At 33.1% G+C, this 22,894-nt stretch carries 18 protein-coding genes; 10 read left to right on the top strand and 8 right to left on the bottom strand.

Annotated elements, in window-relative coordinates:
• Nucleotides 1-58 precede the first annotated feature (58 nt).
• Nucleotides 59-934, top strand: a complete 876-nt coding sequence (locus tag IPK88_08240; GenBank protein MBK8243400.1) for a cyanophycinase — start codon at nt 59-61, stop codon at nt 932-934.
• Between the two features lie 33 nt (nt 935-967).
• Here IPK88_08240 and IPK88_08235 read toward each other — a convergent pair whose 3' ends face one another.
• A complete protein-coding gene (locus IPK88_08235) occupies nt 968-1,351 on the bottom strand; it encodes a DUF4783 domain-containing protein (protein MBK8243399.1) in 384 nt (127 codons plus the stop codon).
• Between the two features lie 116 nt (nt 1,352-1,467).
• Between IPK88_08235 and IPK88_08230 the strand changes: the two genes are divergently transcribed.
• The 7 genes from IPK88_08230 (at nt 1,468) to pdxA (ending at nt 8,179) form a co-directional block, all read left to right on the top strand.
• A complete protein-coding gene (locus tag IPK88_08230; GenBank protein MBK8243398.1) occupies nt 1,468-2,991 on the top strand; it encodes a 2,3-bisphosphoglycerate-independent phosphoglycerate mutase in 1,524 nt (507 codons plus the stop codon).
• A 10-nt stretch (nt 2,992-3,001) separates the two neighbouring features.
• Nucleotides 3,002-4,582 carry an Ig-like domain-containing protein gene (locus IPK88_08225; protein MBK8243397.1) on the top strand — a complete coding sequence of 527 codons (1,581 nt, stop codon included), beginning with the start codon at nt 3,002-3,004 and terminating at the stop codon, nt 4,580-4,582.
• Nucleotides 4,582-5,313, top strand: a complete 732-nt coding sequence (gene lptB, locus IPK88_08220) for an LPS export ABC transporter ATP-binding protein (protein MBK8243396.1) — start codon at nt 4,582-4,584, stop codon at nt 5,311-5,313. Before IPK88_08225 ends, lptB begins: the two co-directional genes overlap by 1 nt.
• Before the next feature lies 1 nt (nt 5,314).
• A complete protein-coding gene (locus tag IPK88_08215; protein MBK8243395.1) occupies nt 5,315-5,557 on the top strand; it encodes a hypothetical protein in 243 nt (80 codons plus the stop codon).
• A complete protein-coding gene (locus tag IPK88_08210; GenBank protein MBK8243394.1) occupies nt 5,554-5,880 on the top strand; it encodes a hypothetical protein in 327 nt (108 codons plus the stop codon). The genes IPK88_08215 and IPK88_08210 overlap by 4 nt, the downstream gene beginning before the upstream one ends.
• A 7-nt stretch (nt 5,881-5,887) precedes the next feature.
• Nucleotides 5,888-7,021 (top strand): hypothetical protein, encoded by a 1,134-nt coding sequence (locus IPK88_08205; GenBank protein ID MBK8243393.1) that lies wholly within the window; start codon nt 5,888-5,890, stop codon nt 7,019-7,021.
• A 99-nt stretch (nt 7,022-7,120) separates the two neighbouring features.
• The gene (pdxA, locus tag IPK88_08200; GenBank protein MBK8243392.1) at nt 7,121-8,179 is read left to right on the top strand and encodes a 4-hydroxythreonine-4-phosphate dehydrogenase PdxA; all 1,059 of its coding nucleotides are present in this window, start codon (nt 7,121-7,123) and stop codon (nt 8,177-8,179) included.
• A 46-nt stretch (nt 8,180-8,225) separates the two neighbouring features.
• Here the strand turns inward: pdxA and IPK88_08195 are convergent, their stop codons facing one another.
• The 3 genes from IPK88_08195 to IPK88_08185 form a co-directional block, all read right to left on the bottom strand.
• On the bottom strand, nt 8,226-8,945 hold the full coding sequence (locus IPK88_08195; GenBank protein ID MBK8243391.1) for a glucosaminidase domain-containing protein: 720 nt from the start codon (nt 8,943-8,945) through the stop codon (nt 8,226-8,228).
• A gap of 317 nt (nt 8,946-9,262) precedes the next feature.
• On the bottom strand, nt 9,263-12,406 hold the full coding sequence (locus tag IPK88_08190; GenBank protein ID MBK8243390.1) for a M4 family metallopeptidase: 3,144 nt from the start codon (nt 12,404-12,406) through the stop codon (nt 9,263-9,265).
• Between the two features lie 144 nt (nt 12,407-12,550).
• Nucleotides 12,551-12,925, bottom strand: coding sequence for a dihydroneopterin aldolase (locus IPK88_08185; GenBank protein ID MBK8243389.1), 375 nt, complete (start codon nt 12,923-12,925; stop codon nt 12,551-12,553).
• 182 nt (nt 12,926-13,107) lie between these two features.
• On the opposite strand from IPK88_08185, the gene IPK88_08180 reads away from it, so the two are divergent.
• Nucleotides 13,108-15,015: a type IIA DNA topoisomerase subunit B gene (locus tag IPK88_08180; protein MBK8243388.1), complete on the top strand. Its 1,908-nt coding sequence runs from the start codon at nt 13,108-13,110 to the stop codon at nt 15,013-15,015.
• Between the two features lie 145 nt (nt 15,016-15,160).
• Complete coding sequence (locus tag IPK88_08175; protein ID MBK8243387.1) at nt 15,161-16,648, top strand: aminotransferase class V-fold PLP-dependent enzyme; 1,488 nt, start codon at nt 15,161-15,163, stop codon at nt 16,646-16,648.
• 21 nt (nt 16,649-16,669) lie between these two features.
• Here the strand turns inward: IPK88_08175 and IPK88_08170 are convergent, their stop codons facing one another.
• The 4 genes from IPK88_08170 to IPK88_08155 form a co-directional block, all read right to left on the bottom strand.
• Nucleotides 16,670-17,065, bottom strand: a complete 396-nt coding sequence (locus IPK88_08170) for an HIT family protein (protein ID MBK8243386.1) — start codon at nt 17,063-17,065, stop codon at nt 16,670-16,672.
• Between the two features lie 3 nt (nt 17,066-17,068).
• Nucleotides 17,069-17,542, bottom strand: a complete 474-nt coding sequence (gene greA, locus IPK88_08165; protein ID MBK8243385.1) for a transcription elongation factor GreA — start codon at nt 17,540-17,542, stop codon at nt 17,069-17,071.
• Nucleotides 17,543-17,680: 138 nt separating this feature from the next.
• Nucleotides 17,681-18,697, bottom strand: coding sequence for a PorV/PorQ family protein (locus IPK88_08160; protein MBK8243384.1), 1,017 nt, complete (start codon nt 18,695-18,697; stop codon nt 17,681-17,683).
• Between the two features lie 99 nt (nt 18,698-18,796).
• Complete coding sequence (locus IPK88_08155; GenBank protein MBK8243383.1) at nt 18,797-22,891, bottom strand: hypothetical protein; 4,095 nt, start codon at nt 22,889-22,891, stop codon at nt 18,797-18,799.
• Between the last annotated feature and the right edge of the window lie 3 nt (nt 22,892-22,894).

Below are 22,894 nucleotides of genomic sequence, written 5' to 3'. Positions count from 1 at the left end.
TTTAGTTTGAAAGCTGAATAGTATATTTAGTTTTGCAGTCGTTTTAAACCAATTATTTGTGAATTATAAAGGTACACTTATACCAGTAGGAGGAAATGAGGATAAAGGAATGGGTCTTAATGAAATGTATTCATTAGATTTTATCAAGCACGGAATTCTCTCTACTATAGTCAAGGAAAGTGGAGGAATCAATTCAAAAATAGTAGTTATTACTACTGCTTCCAAAATTCCAAAAGAGGTCGGCCACAGCTATAACATGGCTTTTAGTGCCTTAGGCTGTAATGATTTACACATTCTGGACATCCGCAAACGGTCTGAAGCTGATTCAAAAAAAAATTTGACCCTAATTGAAGAAGCCGATTGTTTGTTATTTTCTGGTGGGGACCAAAGTCAGATTATAAAATTTATTTCCAACTCTAAAATGCATGATTTATTGAGATTAAAACTTATTGAAACTCAATTTGTCATCGCTGGCACTAGTGCAGGAGCTATGTGTATGAGCAAAGAAATGATTGCCGGGGGTTCAGTATCCGAAGCACTTTTCAAAGGAAATGTCAAAATGAATATGGGAATGGGTTTTTTACCTGAAGCTATCATAGATTCTCATTTTATTCAAAGAGGGCGCTTTGGACGTCTAGCAGAAGCCGTCGCTCAATTTCCATCTTTATTAGGCATAGGTCTGGCAGAGGATACAGGTCTTATTATCAAATATGGGAATGCATGTCGAGTTATTGGATCTGGAATGGTTATTTTATTTGATCCGAGTCATTTGAGTCATAATAAATCAGCTATTTTATCTCCTGGAACACCTATGTCATTATCTAATTTGACCACACATGTGCTAGCGATTGGAGATCAATTCACTATTAAAGAAAGAAGTTTCGAAATTCTTCCTCTGGAAGCAGAGTTAGAGCTTAAAAAATGGGGATACTAAGCCCTATTTATTGTCATAAAACTAAAAGAGTGCTTATTCTTTATCTATTCGTAATTCCTGTATGATACTTTTTCCATCTATGTCTTCGAAGTAAATATAAACTCTAAAAAATTTACCTGAGGTCGTTGTTAATTGACCGATTAAATATTGGGATTCATTAGATTTTGATGAGCCCTTATGGATGGATGTGCATGTTTTCGGTTGATTTTGCTCTAAAAACCCCTTTAAAGCATTTGAAGCGGCTTCCTTTTCTAATATTTGAATTTTGCCATTAAAACAAAGTTCTATATGATTATCAAATTGACTTGCCAATGCATTTACATTTCCTTTGGCAATGGCATCAAAAGCCGAATATCTATCTTGTGCCGAAAGAAGAAACATTGGAACATTTAACAATATCACGAAAATTAATTTCATTTACTTTTTTTTACATTAAACCAACAACGAACCAATTCTGTTCCATCCACAAAGTAAAATTACATTAATTTCAATAAATTAGCTGAACTTTAAGTTTTTAAACACCTTACAAATAGATGAAAAAAGCAATGCTTGTTATATTAGATGGTTGGGGAATCGGCTCAGTACCAAAATCAGATGCCATTCAACAAGCAAATACACCCTATTTTGATAGCCTAATGCAAGATTTTCCCAACGCCCGGTTAACTACTTTTGGGTTGAAAGTTGGTCTTCCAGAGGGACAAATGGGTAATTCAGAAGTAGGTCATCTCAATTTAGGTGCAGGTAGAGTAGTCTATCAGGATTTAGTAATGATCAATAAATCCATTGAAGATCAATCACTAAAATCCAATAGAGTTTTGCAGGAATTGATTACATATTGTAGTTCAAATGCTAAACCCTTACATCTTATAGGCTTGGTATCTGATGGCGGCGTTCACAGTCATATAGATCACTTAAAAGCACTTATTGATATTTGTGAATCCAGTGATTTAAATCAAATATATATCCATGCTATTACGGATGGTCGCGATACTGATCCTAAATCAGGATTAGGTTTTGTAACTGATCTACAACAATATATTGAAGGAAGAAAAACCAAAATAATTTCGATCATTGGAAGATACTATGCAATGGATCGTGATCATAGGTGGGAGCGTACCGCCAAAGCATATCAATTATTAACTCAAGCCAACGGGAACACTTACCACAATCCAAAAGACGCTATACTTGATAGCTATAATCAAAACATCACAGATGAATTTATAGAACCTATAACCATCCTGAATGAGCAAAACCATAAGATGGTGATCGCTCCTAATGATGGCGTATTGTGTTTTAATTTTCGTACCGATCGTTTAAGACAATTATCCGAAGTGCTTACTCAAAAAGATGTAATTGAGTATGGCATGCACAAAATGAATTTACAATACATTACCATGACCCGATATGATTCAACTTTTGAACATATTCAAGTTTTATTTGAAAAACAAAATCTTTCGAATACTTTAGGCGAAATGATTTCAAAATATGGTGGCCATCAATTAAGAATTGCAGAAACAGAAAAATATCCTCATGTTAGTTTTTTCTTTAGTGGCGGTAGAGAAAAAATGTTTGCCAATGAAAGAAGAATCCTGGTACCCTCTCCAAAAGTTGCAACCTATGACTTACAAGCTGAGATGAGTGCCATTCCCCTTACTGAAGCGCTCATTAAAGATATCAATAATCACCAACCAGATTTTATATGTTTGAATTATGCTAATGCAGATATGGTTGGACATACGGGTGTATTTTCTGCAGTCGTCAAAGCTGTAGAAACAGTAGATCAGTGTTTGTCTCAACTAATACCCTTAGCTCAGTCACATGGTTATTCGATTATTATTTTAGCTGATCATGGAAATGCTGATTACATGATCAATGAAGATGGTTCACCCAATACAGCTCATTCTAAAAATCCTGTACCCATAATATCAATCACAAATGACAAAAAAATAAAGATTAAAGATGGCATTTTAGGAGATATAGCTCCTACCATTTTGGCCATAATGGAATTGCCTAAACCCGTTGAAATGTCAGGTCAAAACTTAATCAGCCATTTATAAAAATAATTGAATGATTATTCGAAAAATTGATATTAGACATTTACTGACTTTATTCACATTATTGATATGGATATCATCCTGTGCCAATATAAAACCTATTACCGGTGGTGATGATGACCATATTCCTCCAAAAATCATTAAAGAAAAATCAACTCCAAATTATCAAAAGAATTTCGCATCTAGAAAAATCATTCTTCATTTTGATGAATGGGTTAAACTTGATAACCCAACAGGTAATATTATCGTATCACCTACTACACAATTTCCTTTGGAATATACCTTAAAAGGCAAATCGCTAATTGTAAAATTAAATGAAAAAGAAACACTCAAAGAAAATACCACATATTCCATACAATTCGGCGACGCTATTCAAGATATCACTGCAAATAATAAAGCATCAACGATAAAATATGTTTTTTCAACTGGAGATTATATTGATTCTTTAATGATCAGAGGTATTGTTAAAGATGCAAAAACCTTACTCTCGGCTCCCAAAGTTTTAGTTCTACTATATAATAACCTAATGGATACTGCTGTTAAAAGACAAAAACCTGATTACTTCACTTGGACTGATAGCAGTGGGCGGTTCCAATTTCAAAATATTAAATCGAATACTTATTCTATTTATACTTTAATAGATAAAAATCAAAATTATTATTTTGATCAGCCTAATGAGTTTTTTGGATTTTTAAATCAATCCATTGTACTTACAACAGCAAATCTAGATTCTATTGCTTTAAAAATTTCACAAGAAAATCTTCCTCTTGCAATAAAAGAAAAAAGAAACACCCCAGGTAAAATGGTTGTTATTTTTAATCAAGCAGTATCTAATGCAAGTCTAAATCCGACATCCACAATTTCTAAATTCCAAAATTTCGATTATGATAGCTTGACCATTTGGTATCAGGCTGATAGTTCGTTTTCAGAATATATTTCGTTCGAAAATCAATCAGACACGATTAAATTTATCGCCGGCAATTATTTCAAAAATAATAACAAAGAACACTTCACATTACAAAAATCTGTTTTAACTCCTGAGGAACACATTGAATTGAATTGGGTGGATTTAATAAAAGATTGGGACACCACAAAAATTCACTTCATTCCAGACCAACCATTGAAAATCATTTGCGACACAACACACTCTCGGAAATTATCGATCATTCCATTTACTAAAAATCAAGACCCATTAACTTTAGTTGTTGATTCGATGATGATCAAAGGAATAAGTAACAAAACCAATCTTCAGGATACTTTTCGTGTTTCATGGATTCAACAAAAATCTTTGTCAAATATTAAAATTACTTTTGATAGTGTCCTTATTAATCATCACTATATTTTTGAAATAAAAGAGAATGACAAAATATTAATTCATAGAACTTTTGTTGCCAAGAATAAACAAGAAAAAATATCAATTTCAAATATATTACCTGGCAAATATAAGGCTGTTTTAATTCTTGATGAAAATGAAAATGATCGTTGGGATCCGGTAAAATTTGATCAAAAAAGAATGCCCGAACAAGTTTATATTTGGGACCTGAGCGAATTAAGAGCAGATTGGGAAGTTGAAGTTACATTAAAATTACAATAATGATTTTAAGAACAGAACATTTAATCAAAGCATACGGATCAAGAACAGTAGTTAATGGTGTTTCAATTGAAGTAAAGGAAGGGCAAATTGTTGGTTTACTAGGGCCAAATGGCGCCGGTAAGACAACCACATTTTATATGATTGTAGGTTTTATTACGCCCAATTCAGGTAAAGTCTTTTTAGATCAAGTTGATATCACCAGAGAACCCATGTATATTCGTGCCAGAAGGGGATTGGGTTACCTTCCGCAAGAACCATCCGTTTTTAGAAAGCTTTCTGTTGAAAATAATATTAAAGCCATTTTAGAGATGACAAATTTATCTAAACTTGAACAGAAGGATAAATTAGAGTCTTTATTGGATGAATTCCATTTGAATAAAGTAAGAAATAATCTTGGTGATTCTCTTTCAGGTGGTGAACGAAGACGAACAGAAATAGCTAGAGCACTTGCATCTAATCCAAATTTTATTTTACTGGACGAACCTTTTGCAGGTATAGATCCTATTGCTGTTGAAGATATTCAATCCATTGTACAAAAATTAAAAACCAAAAATATTGGGATTTTAATAACGGATCATAATGTACAGGAGACACTATCCATTACCGATAGTGCCTATTTAATATTTGAAGGAAAAATTCTTAAAGCAGGATCTGCAGAAGAATTAGCTTCAGATGAAGAAGTTCGCCGTGTTTACTTAGGTCAAAATTTTGAATTACGTAAAAAAATTTAAATTGAACTTTAGACTGGTTTTTATTCTTTTTTTGATAATAAGTGCGTGTTCTGATCCAGGCAAAGAAATGGAACGAATTTCATTTCAAACTGCAGATAGTCTATTTATTACCAATAAGGCTAATTATGAATTAATAGCTGATTCATTATGTCAAGAATTATCAAATCTCAAAAAACAATTTTGGATTGATTCCATTATCCAAATTAGAAAAGAACAAATCATAAAACTCCAGAATCAACAATGAAACACATTTTAATTTTATTGATGATGGTTATTATAATATCATGCAATAATGACACACCCGAAAAACTCCAAAATCTTATTCAACAAAAATTATTAGAACGAAAAACGATATTCTTACAAAATAAATATGACGATTGCAAACGAAGCCTAATGAGTCGTGTTCAATTAGAAGTTGATTCAACGCTAAGTTTTGGGTCTAAATACTTGAAATTTGATAGCATTACCGTTCCTCATGATACCAATCGTCCTCTAAAACCTGAAATATCTTTTCCTCAATTTAATAAACCTGAAAGACCAAAATCTGATAGTATCATTATAAAATAATTTGAGTATGTTAAAAATAATCTTTTCACTTATTTTAATATTAAATGGATTTATTGCTCAAGGGCAAACGAATCTTACAAAAACTATAATTCACGATGGTATTACTCGTGATTATAAAATTTATATTCCAAAAATGTATAATCCTAATACATTAACTCCACTTGTTTTTAATTTACATGGCTATGCTTCAAATAATGTTCAACAAGAATTCTATGGAGATTTTAGACCAATTGCCGATACTGCTAATTTTATAATAGTACACCCTAATGGGACAAAAGATCCTTTAGGAAATCAGTTTTGGAATGTTGGATTTTTTCCTTCGAGCATTAATGACGTAGGATTTATAGAAGCCTTAATTGATACCATATCGTTAATTTATTCGGTTGATCCAACTAGAATATACAGTACTGGAATGTCTAATGGAGGCTTTATGAGCCATGAATTGGCATGCCAGTCAACACGTTTTGCAGCAATTGCTTCTGTAGCTGGATCCATGACTAAATTGAGGAATTTACAATGCCGACCTTCTAAACTTATTCCGATTCTTCAAATTCATGGAACGGCCGATTCAACTGTTCCCTATCTAGGAACAGTGAGTTTTTTACCTATAGATACACTCATAAAATTTTGGGCAACTCAACTTTCTTGTGAATCAAAACCAAATGAAATAAATTCATTTCCAGACATCAACCTTAATGATGGTTCTACTGCAATACAATATAAATACAACAAATGCTTGAACAACAATAAAGTTGAATTTATCAAAGTTGAAAATGGCGCACACACTTGGCCTGGTGCTATCTTTAACATAGGTGTTACTTGTCAGGATTTCAGTGCGAGTAAAGAAATTTGGAGATTTTTTAGTCAATCTACATTACAAACATCTACAGAATTAAATGCTTTAAATTTTGAATTTAATCTATTATCGAACCCGGTTTATCATGAATTAATAATAAAAATACCAAGTGATGATTCATATACAATTTGCATTTTAGACTTTGTTGGAAGGAATCATGGATGTTTTACAGCTAACAACACATTTCAAAAAACAATTCCTATTGAAGATCTTGAAGCTGGTTGTTACATATTAAATATTAGAAATGGTCGGGTCCAAAAAAATCTTACTTTTATTAAATCTTGATTTCTAATTTAATTTGAACCTTGATTTATCTCATAAGTATTTCACGTTTATGGCCGTTTTAAGCATTATATTCGCACTTGAATAATAGGTATTTAATATATGGAAAAAATAAAAATTGGAATAACTGCTGGGGACATGAATGGTATTAGCCTGGAAGTAATACTAAAGGCCTTGCATCAGGATTATATTTTTCAACACGTGATTCCCATAATATATGGAAATGTAAAAATTGCTTCCTATCATAAGAATATTGTCAATCTTGATAATTTATCTTTATATGTATTAAATCAAGGTGAAAAACCTAAAGCAGGAAAAATCAATATCATCAATTGTTGGAATGATAATGTCACCATTTCTTTAGGCAAAGCAAGTGTTGAGGGAGGTAAATATGCCAAATTATCCTTAGAGGTCGCATTGCAAGATATAATGCAGGGAGAGTTAGATGCAATTGTAACAGGACCCATCAACAAACACGCAATGAAGCTAGGAGGTTTTGAATTTAATGGTCACACAGATTATCTTAAGGCCAAATCAAATTCAAAAGATATACTTATGATGATGGTAAGTGATAAATTAAAAGTTGCATTGGTAACTGACCATATACCATTATCCCAGGTTTCATCTCAATTGACAAAATCTTTAATTGCTTCAAAGATTCAATTATTGGACCAATCATTAAATAAGGATTTCGGAATTGAAAAACCTCATATTGCCGTATTAGGCTTAAATCCACATGCTGGCGAAGAAGGATTATTAGGATCTGAAGAGGAAGAAATGATTAGGCCTGCTATTATAGAAGCCAAGAAGAATGGAATTTTTGTTGCAGGTCCCTATTCAGCTGATGGATTTTTTGGTTCAGGCCAATTTGCTAAATTTGATGGTGTGCTTGCCATGTATCATGATCAGGGCTTAATTCCATTTAAAACAATTTCTTTTGAAACAGGAATCAATTATACTGCAGGTTTGCCATTTGTAAGAACATCTCCGGATCATGGCACAGCATATGATATTGCGGGTAAAAATGAGGCTGATCCAACTTCTATGCAACATGCAATATATTTAGCAAAAGACATCGTTGCACAACGAAAAGGATACGTGGAAATGCGCCAAAATGTGTTAAAGAAAAGGCCAAAGCTGTCAGAAGAAATGAGCGAGTAGGTTAAAAACACTTATTACATTCGTCTAGGTTTGATTTGAGATTGGTTTACTTCGACTCCGACAACCTTGGCGCCGTAAAAGTACGAAATCTCTTTTTGCTTTTTACATTATATGATTTATTTTTTGAATATTTGGAGGAATTTAAACTTCCTTTAACAACTTGTTTATTGGTCGTATTAACTTGCGTCTTTATGGTATTTTCAATAACGGGTAAGACAGGTACAGGCTTTACTATAACGGGCGCATCCAATAAATTAAGATTGTATTTTTCAATAGTTTCTATTAATCGTATTCCATAATTTGGATCAGTAGCATACCCACATTTTTTTAAGCCCATTGCCCAAGCTTTGTAGTCATTCTTTGGAAGACTAAATAACGGTTTATATCGTGATCGATTTAATATAAAATCTGTATGATCTATGTAAGACTGTTCACCAGAACCATACATTCTAAAACAAGAATGTATTAATTCGCCATTCTCATCTAAATCATCATCTTTATACTGATAAGTTTCACCGGACCAATTCGATTTACATTTAATTCCAAAATGATTATTGGCATTTACAGCTAATTCACTTCTACCTGATTGTGATTCAAGAATACCCTGAGCTAATTTTATACTTGCTGGAATTCCACTTCTGTTCATTTCGCTGATAGCCATATATTTGTATTGCTCCATGTAACGTTCTTGTACAGTAATAACCCTACTGCTGGTTGATAAAATTCCAATCAAAACTAGAACTGGGAGTAAAATAGTACTTTTCATGTTGACAAAAATTTTAATGCTTGTCTAATCTAACACAAAAATAATACCAATTTTAAATATAACAAAGGGGTAATAATATGTATATTAATTGATTATCAGTATATTATAAATACTAAAATAATTTAATATATTTAAAAAAACTCATTTCTTGATTTCTAACCTAAAAGAAACTCGGTTGACATTACCAAAAACCTTTCCCATTTATAATGTCATTGAATAAGAGGGAGAATTTCCTCATATCATGATAATATGCTATAAAAAACGGATGTTAAATCAACCATTGAAATAACATCCATTTCAGAATCAAAGAGACCCTCTTATAAAATGATTAGTTTCTTGCGTATTGATTTTCCATTTTGAGAATTATACAAAATAATATATTGTCCTGATGGTAATTGGGAAGGCAGTTTTACTTCCTGGACATCTTTATTAATTGGAATTATAGCGACTCTATTACCCATTGCATTGTACACTTGCAATTCACTTGATTTTTGATTGGGTTGATTCAAATGAACTACAAAATGACCATGATTTGGGTTGGGCAAAATATTAAAATCTACCTCATCAAAATCTACCACACCTACCGCATCAGCTGTAATAACTAAATCGTCCATTATGATAAGGTCACCATCAGGATTAATCTCACCTGTAGTAGAATCTACAGATCCCTTTAAACATAAATTGGTGATCTCAATGGCATAAGTTTCAGCCGGAATGGAATGGATTTTATGTCTCCATTCTGCTGGAACCACTGAAGCATTATTAATCACTTCTGTAAATATTGCACCTCCAGTTATATTCCTATAAATAATACGGGTCGATGCCGCGAAGCTTGGATCCTTCATTCCAAAAGATTCATAATCTGTTCCACTCAACTGTTGCGACATGTTATATTCCAGCTTAGGATTAACCAATCCTTTAATATCTGCACATAAATATATTGTACTTGAAAATTTTATATTGTTTCTTATAAAATTCGACAAATCATCATTTAAAGCTGGTATGAAAAAATTATTTGAATTAATAATATTACCTCCAGTGCAATTCAATGTAAACCCAGTACGCATGGGTTTATTAATAATTTGAACAGTATTGAAGGAATCAATATTCAATGTAATTTTACTACTATCAAATCGGAAATTATTAAACATTTCAATTTCATCTTTCTTCGTATATTCTAAAAAAACAACTTGGAAATTTGCTATATTATTTTTTGTAACGGTATCATTGGCATAAACCAAAACGCCATTTGCCTTTTTTAGTCCCAAAAATGTTCTTGGAATATCAAAACCTGGAATTGGAACTTGCCCACCAGGATAAGTTGATTTAGTAGTTTTAAACGGAATAACAACAGTTGTATCTTTATAATTAAGTCTCAATTCCATCGCTGTGTTGATTGGGATTATACTACACCCGTTATATACAGCTTGCCCACTACCTCTGTAAACATTATTATTATTTGGACATGGCGAACCGGAAACATTGATTCTACTTAATAATATATCATGTTCAATGGCTGAATTTGCACTACTCTTTGCAATAGCCACAGTAAAGTGATTATTAGAAGTATCTACATCATTTGAAAGTTCAACGGTTACATAAAATGTTGTAGATGGTTTTGTTAAAAGTACAGGTGTCGTAAAAGTATATTTTAAATCTTGTCCTGGTTTAAAATCTGCTGTTAATATATAAGTCTCCTTTACGATAGCGCCTTTAGGAGCTACTTGATATGAAAGTTCGATGGGTGTATTTAATGCATAGGTATTACTGCAACTAAGATTTATGAGTCTTACTTCAAATTGGTACAAACCATCCTTACATGATGTCAGGCTTGTTTTATTGTTTAAAATTTGTACATCAGCACTTTCTGTTGTTCCACCTAAACCTACTGCCTTCCAGGCTTCGGCGACCTGTTTATAAGCGTCTGAACAACTTCCCCACCAATTTGCAGCAATTTGTAACGATGCTGTTCTTGCGTCAACGTAAGTCGATGTTGGTGTTAAGTAATCCGTTAGCATATGGTAAGCTAACTGAATGGTGGTATCAAAACCCAATCGCTGAACATTGAAGTCTATTTTTGCTTCATTTTTTCCTGATTTACCCTCGCACAATAAATAAAACCAATAATTCAAAACGCCACTATTATAATGTACGCCTCCATTATCTGCAGTTCCCTTAAACCAAGAAGCACCTTTATAATATTTTGGATTTCCAAATCGATTTGGATCTTCCATACTTCTCAATGCTGAGTTAGCCGCTACAGTAACTTTACCACCAATTAACCAATCAAATTGAGGACGATCATAATAATATTCTACCGATTTTCCGAAAATATCGCTAAACGATTCATTCATTGCACCGGATTCATATAAATATTCTAGTCCGGCAGAAAATTGTGTTACTCCATGAGTTAGTTCATGTCCCACCACGTCAATTGCGGTAAATGGTTTATAAGTCACATTATCCCCGATGCCAAAATTTATAGTATATAATTTATCATCCCAATAAGCATTATTATATGCACTAGTATCCAATAATATGGCACTTATTTTAATACCCTTTCCATCAATGCTATTCCTATTGAATTTACTTTTATAAAAATCATACGTTTTTTGACAGCCCCAGAACATATCTAGCGCACCATTCTTTTGATCATTTGTACCTTTTTCCCAATCATTATCCGAATCCGAATAAATTTTTCCAGTTATACTTCGGGTTTGAATACCATTACCTCTTGATAAATCCTTAAGTAAGAATTCTCCATTTTCTAGTTCTGTATCTATTTCTTGATCTCCATGATACAAAGTATGTGCGGTACCTTTTTCTCCAAAACAACTCATTAATGTATTGAAACTTAAAATGATTCCGCCATCGACTGCATCGACAATATATTTCTTAAAGCTATGTGGATTTGTTGCCCTTAACTCAAAAATATAAGCTAATTTCATCTGTCCGCTCCACAACGGATAATCAGTATTGATAATTACTAATTCTGGAATTGGGATTGACTCAGAATTCTTCTTATTCTCCCAAGTATAAACACTAGCTTGCATATCCTCTTTAGCAATTTGAAGGGCTTCAGCAGCACTTATTTGGGATCTAATATCCAAATTAAGGTTTGGAGAGATGATTCCATTAGCAGATTCTACATACTGGTTCTCTTCATGAAGTATATACTTGGCTCCATATACTTTGACGTTTTTATAGTATTGTTGATAATGATAATGTTTTCCATTTTGTTGATCATTTGTGGTTCTAAGCCATTTCATTTCTGAATCTGGTGTAAGTCCAAGTCTTTGAGCATATTCATCAAAAAATTGAATTTGATTAACTTTAGAACCCTCTGGGATCTGCAACCATCTTGTGTCATGAAATGACCTATCTTCGAATAGTTGTTGACCAGAAATAGTACTAATTAAAACAAAGCCTAATAAAGCCCCTAGAAAAAATTGAATTTTCATGTTTGTTTGAGATTTTTGTCAAAGTTAATCAAGAAAAACATTTATGAATAAAAGATTTCCTTTAATCTTTAAACCAGCACTATTATTTAGTTAAATTATAGATATTGTAATTCCTTAAGGGTTATTATTTGAATTGGTGTAACTTTAAATTTTGCGATAAGCTGTATGTTCAAAATAAACCCTTGAAATGACACCTCCCAATTGTGGCATTTTACTGACCCGAACCCTACATTCAAAAACTAATGGAAATGCCTGTAATACATTGATAACGATTCGTTTAGTAAGTGTTTCTATAAATTGGTCTGTAACATTAACAAGCTTAGTAATCAATTGATACAACTCGATATAATCAACGATTTGCTCCAATTTATAATCCTCCTCTTGATTCTGATTCATTCCCAAATAGATATCTACAAGAAAAACCTGTGAAACTGTTTTTTCAATCTCATATAAACCATGGCACACGTTAAAGCGCATACCTTCAATTGCTAATACATCTTTCCCTATTTCAGTGCCCATGATATTTTAAATTACAGCAAAATAACACTTTAAAAATTAACTTTTGTAAATTTATTGGCCACTTAATAAAAAATATTTGTTTCAAATTATAATATTGATAATGAGCATTGCTCACTGATGCGTAAAACAAATTAAATAATATTATAATATGTTTATATATTTGCACATAAAATCAAGGTTTAATGGCATTGGTAAGTAACTACACAGAAGAAAACATTCGCTCTTTAGATTGGAAAGAACATATAAGATTAAGACCTGGTATGTATATAGGCAAACTAGGTGACGGTACTACCATAGATGATGGTATCTATATTTTACTTAAAGAAGTGTTAGATAATTGTATTGATGAATATGTCATGGGATTTGGCCGAGAGATAGAGATTGAAATTATTGATGGAACAGTAAGTGTCAGGGATTATGGTCGTGGGATACCCTTGGGAAAAGTGATCGATTGCGTTTCTCAAATTAATACTGGCGGTAAATATGATTCTAAAGCTTTCAAAAAATCTGTGGGATTAAATGGTGTAGGTACAAAAGCAGTTAATGCATTATCCTCTTTTTTTAAAGTCCAGTCTGTTCGTGAAGGCAAAACTAAAATAGCTGAATTTACTGTAGGTAATTTAATTAAAGAACATAATCTTAAAAATACAGACGAAGCCAATGGTACCATTATTGTCTTTAAACCTGATGAAAAAATATTTCCAAAATTTAGGTTTATTCACGAATTTATAGAAAGTAGATTATGGCATTATGCCTATTTGAACGCGGGATTAAAATTACATTATAACGGCAAAACCTTCATATCCAAAAATGGATTAAAAGATATGTTGGATCGACGCACGGATGGTGAAAGCCTTAACTATCCAACGATACATCTGAAAGGAGAAGACATTGAAGCTGTTATTACACATGGTGAACAATATGGCGAACAATATTACAGCTTTGTCAATGGTCAATATACTTCTCAAGGCGGCACTCATCTCAATTATTTTAGAGAAGCTATTGTCAAAACAGTTCGTGATTTTTTTAAAAAAGATTTTGATGTTAAAGATGTTCATACAAGTATCATTGGAGCTATTTCTGTACGAATTGAAGAACCCGTTTTTGAATCACAAACCAAAACTAAACTTGGTTCTACAACTATTGCGCCTGAAGGTGCATCTCTTCGGTCTTTCATCGCAGATTTCATCACCAAGGAATTAGATAATTACCTGCATAAAAATCCAGATACCGCTAAGGAATTATTGGGAAAAATTTTACAATCAGAACGCGAACGAAAAGAAATTGCAGGAATTAAAAAACTAGCAAACCAACGTGCCAAAAAAGCAAATCTCCATAATAAAAAATTAAGGGATTGCAAAATACATTTGACAGATACTAAAGCCAAATCAGAATTAAAGGAACAATCAACTCTTTTTATTACAGAAGGTGATTCTGCTAGTGGGTCTATTACCAAATCCAGAAATGTCGAATTGCAAGCAGTTTTTTCACTTCGTGGAAAACCATTAAACTGTTATGGCATGACCAAAAAAATAGTTTATGAAAATGAGGAACTTAATTTACTCCAACACGCATTAGATATTGAAGATGGAATTGAGAATTTAAGATTCAATAAAGTGGTTGTTGCTACTGATGCTGATGTAGATGGAATGCATATTAGATTATTACTTTTAACCTTCTTTTTACAGTTCTTTCCTGATTTAGTAAGAGCGGGCCACTTATATATTTTAGATACACCTTTATTTAGAGTAAGAGATAAAAAGCAAACCTTCTACTGTTATTCTGAGAAAGAAAAACAACAGGCCATTGAAAATTTACAAGGAAAGGCAGAAATAACAAGATTCAAAGGACTGGGTGAAATATCTCCTGATGAATTTGGTACATTTATTGGACCAAATATTCGTTTGGAACCAGTTGTAATGAATGAAGACTCGCATATAGAAAAAATTCTAGAATACTATATGGGGAAAAACACACCTGAAAGACAAGAGTTTATTATTGAAAGACTTAGAGTAGATATTGATCAATTAAAACCTTCAGAAATTGAGGACGTAATGGAAGATATTGATGAATTGGAAACCATTGCTTAGTTCAACTATAATATTGTTTAAGATACTTTAATTTATTCTAGATTATCTAAGTAAAAGAATTAATAATAATTCATTTGAAATTTGATCAATAGGACATTATATTTGATTCTCATTTTCCAAATAATAAATATATTAAATGACATTAATGGACGATTATTTTAAAAAATTTAGAGACCAAATCATTGGAGCTGACGAATATTTCGAAAGTCCATTTAAAGAAAAACTCAAAATTATTTATGCAGATTGGACGGCTAGTGGAAGAATGTACGGACCCATTGAACAACACTTAATACAACATATTTATCCTTATGTCGCGAATACACATACAGAAACGAATACTACTGGAAAGGCAATGACTTCAGCCTATCACAAAGCTTTACAAATTATTAAAAAACATGTGAATGCCAATGCTAATGATATTATCATATCATCTTATTCTGGCATGACGGGAGTTGTCAATAAACTACAAAGGATTCTGGGTTTAAAAATTCATGAACAATATGCAGACAAAATAACCATTGCACCAGAAAACAGACCAGTTGTTTTTATTACTCATATGGAGCATCATTCCAATCAGACGTCATGGTTAGAGACTATAGCCGAAGTCGTCATTATTCAACCCGATGAATCTGGTTTAGTCGATTTAAACCATTTTGCCCAGTTATTAAAATTATATGCTAACAGACCCTTAAAAATTGCCGCAATAACATCTTGTTCCAATGTAACAGGAATTTTTACACCTTACTTTAAAATGGCAGAAATGATTCATGAAGTGGGTGGATTCTGTTTTGTTGATTTTGCATGCAGCGCACCATATATTGAAATAAACATGCATCCAGAAAATAAAAATCAACAGTTAGATGCTATCTATTTTTCACCTCACAAATTTTTGGGAGGGCCTGGTTCTGCAGGAGTATTAATTTTTAATAGGAAATTGTATACCAATAAAATTCCAGATATTTCAGGAGGTGGTACTGTAGAGTGGACCAATCCTTGGGGCGAACATAAATACTTTGATAATATTGAAACACGTGAAGATGGCGGAACACCATCATTTATACAAACCATTAGAACGGCTTTATGTATTAAACTTAAAGAAGAAATTGGAGTTCAGAAAATGATGGATCGAGAAAAAGAGATAATGAACCGTATTTGGGAACCATTAAATGCGATTCCAAATTTTCATATTTTGGAAGCTCATAATAAAAACAGGTTGTGTATTATTTCTTTTTATATAGATGACTTACATTATAATCTCGGTGTTAAAATGCTGAATGATAGATTTGGAATACAAGTAAGAGGAGGTTGCTCTTGTGCAGGAACTTATGGTCATTATATATTAAACGTTCAACGGGAATATTCAAATCATATTACTGATTTAATAAATCATGGAGACTATTCTGAGAAACCAGGTTGGATTAGATTATCTATCCATCCAACAACGAGTGATCAAGATATTGACTTTATTTTAGAAGCCTTAAAACAACTTGCTAAAAATCATAAATCCTGGGCTAATGACTATCATTTAGATTTAAGAAATAATGATATCCAATGCAATATAGAATTTGAAGATAATTGGGTTGATAATCAAGTCAATAGGTGGTTTGATTACCCAATGGCAATAAGTACTTGATCTTATAGCCTAGATATTGATTTAATCTAAAACATCTTGAATTTGACTTGCTAATTCGATAAATTCAGAAGTCATTAATGAAACTCTGGGACCGCTAAAATTGAGATCACTAATATTATTAATTGGAACCAAATGTATATGCGCATGGGGTACTTCTAAACCAATAACACTCATTCCAATTTTAGTACACGGTACAATTTTTTGGATTGCCTTTGCTACTTTTTTTGCAAATACAAATAGGTCCAAATATAATTCATCATCAATATCAAAAATATAATCCATTTCTTTTTTAGGAACAACAAGGACATGTCCTTTTGCTAAAGGATTAACATCTAAAAATGCAATACAAGATTCGCTTTCAGCTACTTTATAACATGGAATTTCGCCACTTATTATTCTGGAAAAAATACTTGCCATAATCTAATGTGTTATTTCCATTACTTCTAGTATCATTTCGCCTGCAGGGGTTTTTATCGAAACCTTATCTCCAACAACTTTACCCAACAAACCACTTCCTATTGGAGAATTTAATGATATTTTATTCAATTTTATATCAGCTTCAGCCTCTGAAACTATTTTGTAAATCAGCTCCTTGTTTATTTTGTGGTTCTTTATTCTGACATTGGTTAAAATAGAAACAATAGATGTATCTATTAGATTTTCATCTATAATTCTAACATTCATCATTTTTTTATCCAACTCATTAATTTTCATTTCCAACATACCCTGTGCATCTTTTGCTGCATGATATTCAGCATTTTCAGATAAATCACCTTTTTCTCTTGCTTCAGCAATGGCTCTAGATGCTTCCTGGCGACCAACCGTTTTTAAGTGTTCAATCTCGGCTGCAATTCTGTCATATCCTTCCTGGGACATGTAGTTTATAGTACTCATTTTAATAAAAAATTTAATATGGTTCTGATATAAAACGAAAGAACGTCTCCTAATTGTAGAAAACGTTCTCCGAGCTTAATTAAGCTAAATATACTAAACGAATATTATCTATTGTAAGTTCAAAAAAAATTTAAAACATTAAAAAAGTAAGCTTAAACCAACATTATGCGTTCCTTCAAAAGGTTTTGTAGTTCTATAAGCATAGTCTAATCCTAACATGGTATTTCCTTTTTTATCCAATGGAATGTTTACACTAGCTCCTAGACCTAATCCGGTATAAGCACTCTTTCCAACAGTAGTTGACTTACCTATATCGTATTTATATGATGCTCTTAGACCAAAAGCCTTAGTTATTTTTAACTCTAAACCTGCACCTATCTCATCTCGCCCAAAAGAATTGGAAGTAAAATTGACAACAGGTGTCAAACTAAGATCATCTCCAACCTCAAAATCATAAGATACTCCCATATGTAATAACGATGGTAGCTCAAATTTGGTTAATCTAACATTATAAGTCAGTTGGCTTCCAGAGGAACTTGCCAATTGGGTAGACAAACCTTGTCCTGTGAATTCCATTGGACCACCGATATTTCGAAGTGAAATTCCAAGTTTAAAATTGTCTTTTGTTCCCCCCACATATTGAACACCAGCATCAAACGCAACTCCAAAAGCACTCAAGCTTTGTATCGATTCAGACACACCTCTTACTAAAAAACCAACCGATACTTTTTTTCCAAATCGATGTGAATATCCAAGTCCGATATTAAAATAGTTAGGACTATAGGTTGCACCTGTTCCTTCAGGAGCTTCTGTAGTCGTTACTTTGATGTCGCCAAACTTAACTGCCATCAAAGCAATTCCCAAAGTACCGTTTTTACCAACATGTTTTGCTATTCCTAAAGCATTCATACTTACACCACTTGGCACCAACCATCTAGTATGACCCAATACAACTTCTGTTTTAGAAGCTCGACTTAAACCTGCAATGTTTACAGCCATGGCTTCAACCCCAACGGCGTAGGATCCATTTAAACTGTTCATTCCAGCTCCTTTCGCCCAAGGATTAATAAGCAATTCATAAGCTCCAGCTTCACCTTGGCGATCTGGATTTCCAGCTTGAACATTGGCAATGGTCAGTATTAATATACTTACCATAAAACTTAAATTATATTTATTCATTAGCCATTTTTTTTATCATGATTAAATTTTAGATCCCAACATTAAACTCTTTTAATGTTGGGGTCTTTATTATTTTTATAAACCAGATGGGTCAAATTTACGGGCTACCCCAAACCATTTTATGATTTTTTCTACACCTGTATCCGGTTGCTTAATATATATTAAATATGCACCACTAGCAATTGGAACTCCAGCGTAATTCGTCAAATCCCATTCTATATCAGGACCGATTTGTCGCTCTAACAATCCACGCTCATCACTAATAATCTTTTTAGGTAATTCATCTCTGTTATATTCTTTAATAAATTTACCGTCAATCGAAAAGATAGTTACTTTACATTTTGGAGGAAGGTTAGTTATTTTGACAATATTACTATAAACTGTTTGCTCATAACTTGAAAATCCATAATAAGGATTAGGGACCACATTGATATCATCTAAAATTCCTTTATAGTCATCTTTAGTTGTTACAATTTCAGTTTGTTTTCCAGTAATTTTAAACGAATACATATTATGGGCCATGTTTTCTCCGGTACCATAAAGCGCACTATATGGATTATCAACTCTTAATCTAACAGTCATGTCATTAGGAATTAATCCAGTTGGTCCATTGGTCAATGGAGTAAAACTAGTTAACGGAAATAACTGCATCATAGAACACCAAGTAACTTCACGAATGGCTCTTAATTTAAAATTATTTCCAGTATTTAATAAATTGGTTCTAATCAAATTACATGAATCATATGGTTGTTTTGTAACATATATATAGTGATGCCCTCCCAACACTATATTCAATGGATCGAAGAAATTAAATCCACTACAATCCGTGTTTAAAAATGTCTGATCAGTTGGATTAAACATTAAGTCATTCCCAACAGCCATGGTATCCTTCATGCAATCTTTAATTAATGGGAAGTCAGAATAAAATGAATTTTCTCCAAAAAATATATTAAGTCTTTTTCCAGTCTCTACATCAATTGCATAACCAGGAAACCACCCAACACCTGTTAATGGTTTACCTGTGGCATCCAGAGCTCCATCAGGATCAGCATATCCATCTCCATCCGCATCATTTTTTCCCACTGAAGGATTTTTCTTAACATCAAAATTTCTATTTCCAGTGACCGGCTCTTTTGGATTACCAGGTGTAGGTGAATTATTCTCATTCCATGTTTCAATTACGACACATCGAGACCATTTTGATTTATCCGAAGTAAATACGATATCCACATTATTTAATGAATCCATTTTCATCTGGTTAACTACAGTATTATTAAATGAATTCAACCAAGCTGGAGTTAATGGTAAGGTATCTCCCGTCACTAATTTGTATGGAAACCAGGTACCTTCATTTACTCCTGTTCCCAGATTGCTATATAATTCTTGAGGATCAAATACATAATTACGGCTAGATAATTCTGTTTTTATAAAATCTATTTGTGCTGAGTTTCGATCCCTTTGAGCCAAAAACCACTTAATTCCATTGACATCTTTATATTCAAATTCTAAGCCTTCTCCAATAATTCCATTAGTTCCTCTAGGGTCCGATCCTGCTTCACCAGTTTGTCCAATACTTACAGAAAATCCAAACTTGGCAATCATTTGTTCATTGAATTTTGCTATAGAAGATTTCGATTTAATGACATCCGAAGGATTATTTTTATTGATTAATGTCCAGTTTACATCCGGTGTATCCAATTTACCATTGGTCATGTCTTTGTCAACGAATCTAAATTCGTATTCTCCATCTTTTACAATTAATGGGTTTACAATTTTCACTTCAATGGGTCCTGATCCTTCTTGATATTCAACTTTGCCATCAAACTGTCCATTGAAAAATTTATCATACATGTTATTATTCATGCGAACAAAATTATGCCCAACACCAATACCTTCATGTCGAGTTATTGCTATTCCATCACCATATTTAGATTTTATTTTCTCATACACTTGTGGTCTTGGAGTGGCCGTATAAGGTCTACCATCACCTTCAGGACCTAAATTTAATCGTCCAGGACAATATTGCATTCTTTGACCAATGTATGTATCCGCATCAAAATCTGCATAATTATTATAACTGTATGCTAACACAAGGAAGTAATATTTTTTATGATTGATTAAATTTTTACTCAATCCAGAAGCGAATTGATCTTCCTTAATGCTAAATGTATGTCGAATACCTTGATCAAGTCCTTCTACTTTTTTAACCGGATAGTAAATGATGGGACGGTTTACACTTGCATTTGGATTTTTTATACCTACCCAGTTTGTAACGGTAGTTATTTTATTTTTTAAATCAACTGTTGCTACTTCTCTTATTAAACTTGGATCTTCAATGGTTCTGTCGGATAATGAAACATCCGCATTTGCCAATTGAAAAACTCTATATCCTTCAAAACGATACACTGAATCTATTACCGGAGGAAAACCAAGTCCTTTTTCTTGATATTGTTCATTTGCATTATTGGAAGCAGGGTCATTACTAAGAATCAACACAATTTCTTGATCCAATTCCACGATATCAACATCAGGGGCGGTTGGACCATCTTTGATTTTAAAACAATTATCAAACAAATCCTGACATAGCTGATCTGCTTTAAGTAGTTCATCTAGGCTTGGACATGGATAAACTTGATCCGGAACCCATGGCACACCAATGATCAATTCATTCACATCTCCAGGGCCTAATACAAGTGGTCCTGAAGCCTGAATGGTCCTCCTGTCTCCTTCTCCTGTTGCAGCAGCACACATACTCCATCCAGTTGGAACATTAGGAGCTGCAGGAAAAGCATATTTAGTTACATTACTACTTCCAGGATTGTAACCTGTTCCCCCAACTGTTAAATCTGATCCATCTTTCCAGCGTCCAGTTATATAATAATAAAATTCAGTTGAATTACCTGGATCCGTGGTATTTGAATTTGGATTCCCCCCACCCGAAGGATTATTGTAATACATAAATGTAGACATACCTAACTCAGTTTTAACCAAGGAATCATTTCCATTTGCGTCTTTTACAAAATCATTCTTAGTTGGTCCTCTGAAATAATCAATTCCCAAGATTGGTACATCTTGACAATAGGTATTTACAGAACCGCCTCCTGGACTAGGGCACTGACAACCATTAGTACCATCTGTGGCATCAATATTATAGATATACATTAAATCTCTTGATTTGCCCTTGACTACCGTTGTATCACAACCAATATAATCATCAGAAAAACAACCCAAATCCGGATCAGTCCACATGGCAAAATAACATTGATTTATTTCCTGTGGAGCTCTGTTGATCAATTTGTATCGTTGAAAGGTCATATCGTTTAATTCATCTGCTGTTCTAAAAGCAAAGGCTTGAACCTGAACTTCCATACGGATAGGACTTCCTTGAGTATTGGTATGAATGCCCCCTGCGTCGTTATATATCCAGAAAATCATTTCGTCCGGATAAATATCCTTAGGACAGCCCCTAATATCAATAACTGGAAATTCTCCATATTGTGGTTCATATATTCCATTTTTGTGGCTACCTTCTGCTTCAAAAAACAAAGCTAAACCTTGTCTTGCATCAGGAAGTTTGAATCCATATCTGGATTCAAAGTACTGATTTCCTTTACCAGGCCAGTATAAAACATCAGATGGAATCTCAGAACGATCTAGTTGGTCCTTGCCACTATTTGTTGCTGCACTCCATGCAGCTTTAAGTTTAGTTATATTGGCTCCTGATACTTTGAAAAATTGATCCCAGTTCAAACAATCTTCTGTACATGTTTCTCCAGTTTCCATTAAAGGTCCTGGCCAGCAATCATTCGCAGTTGATCTTCTATAGGTCTGACCCATAAACTTAAGTGCACCTGCTGGATCATAACCCCCAACCCAAACGCCACCTGCAAATATAGATGATACTTCAGGTTTTCCTGAACCAGCTTCAACTTTAGGAATAATATATCGACCTTTATCTAAATCCCACCATACATCACCGCCATTGAGTAATCTAGCTCTAACGTTATTGATCTCCTGATCGATTTGTTTTGTTGCTGCAACACAAGGTCCTTGTCTAGTACTCAGACTAGAACTAGGTGCTTTCTTTGTTGGTGAAAAACTAGGTCTTGTTGCCCATAATAATTGGAGGCAGCAGACTTGTAATACAAGTATCCATAATATATTTTTCATAGA

It is taken from the genome of Candidatus Defluviibacterium haderslevense, from assembly GCA_016712225.1.
GTDB lineage: Bacteria > Bacteroidota > Bacteroidia > Chitinophagales > Saprospiraceae > Vicinibacter > Vicinibacter haderslevensis.
The sequence above is the reverse complement of the archived record's forward strand: the minus strand, read 5'-3'. Positions and strand labels throughout refer to the sequence as shown.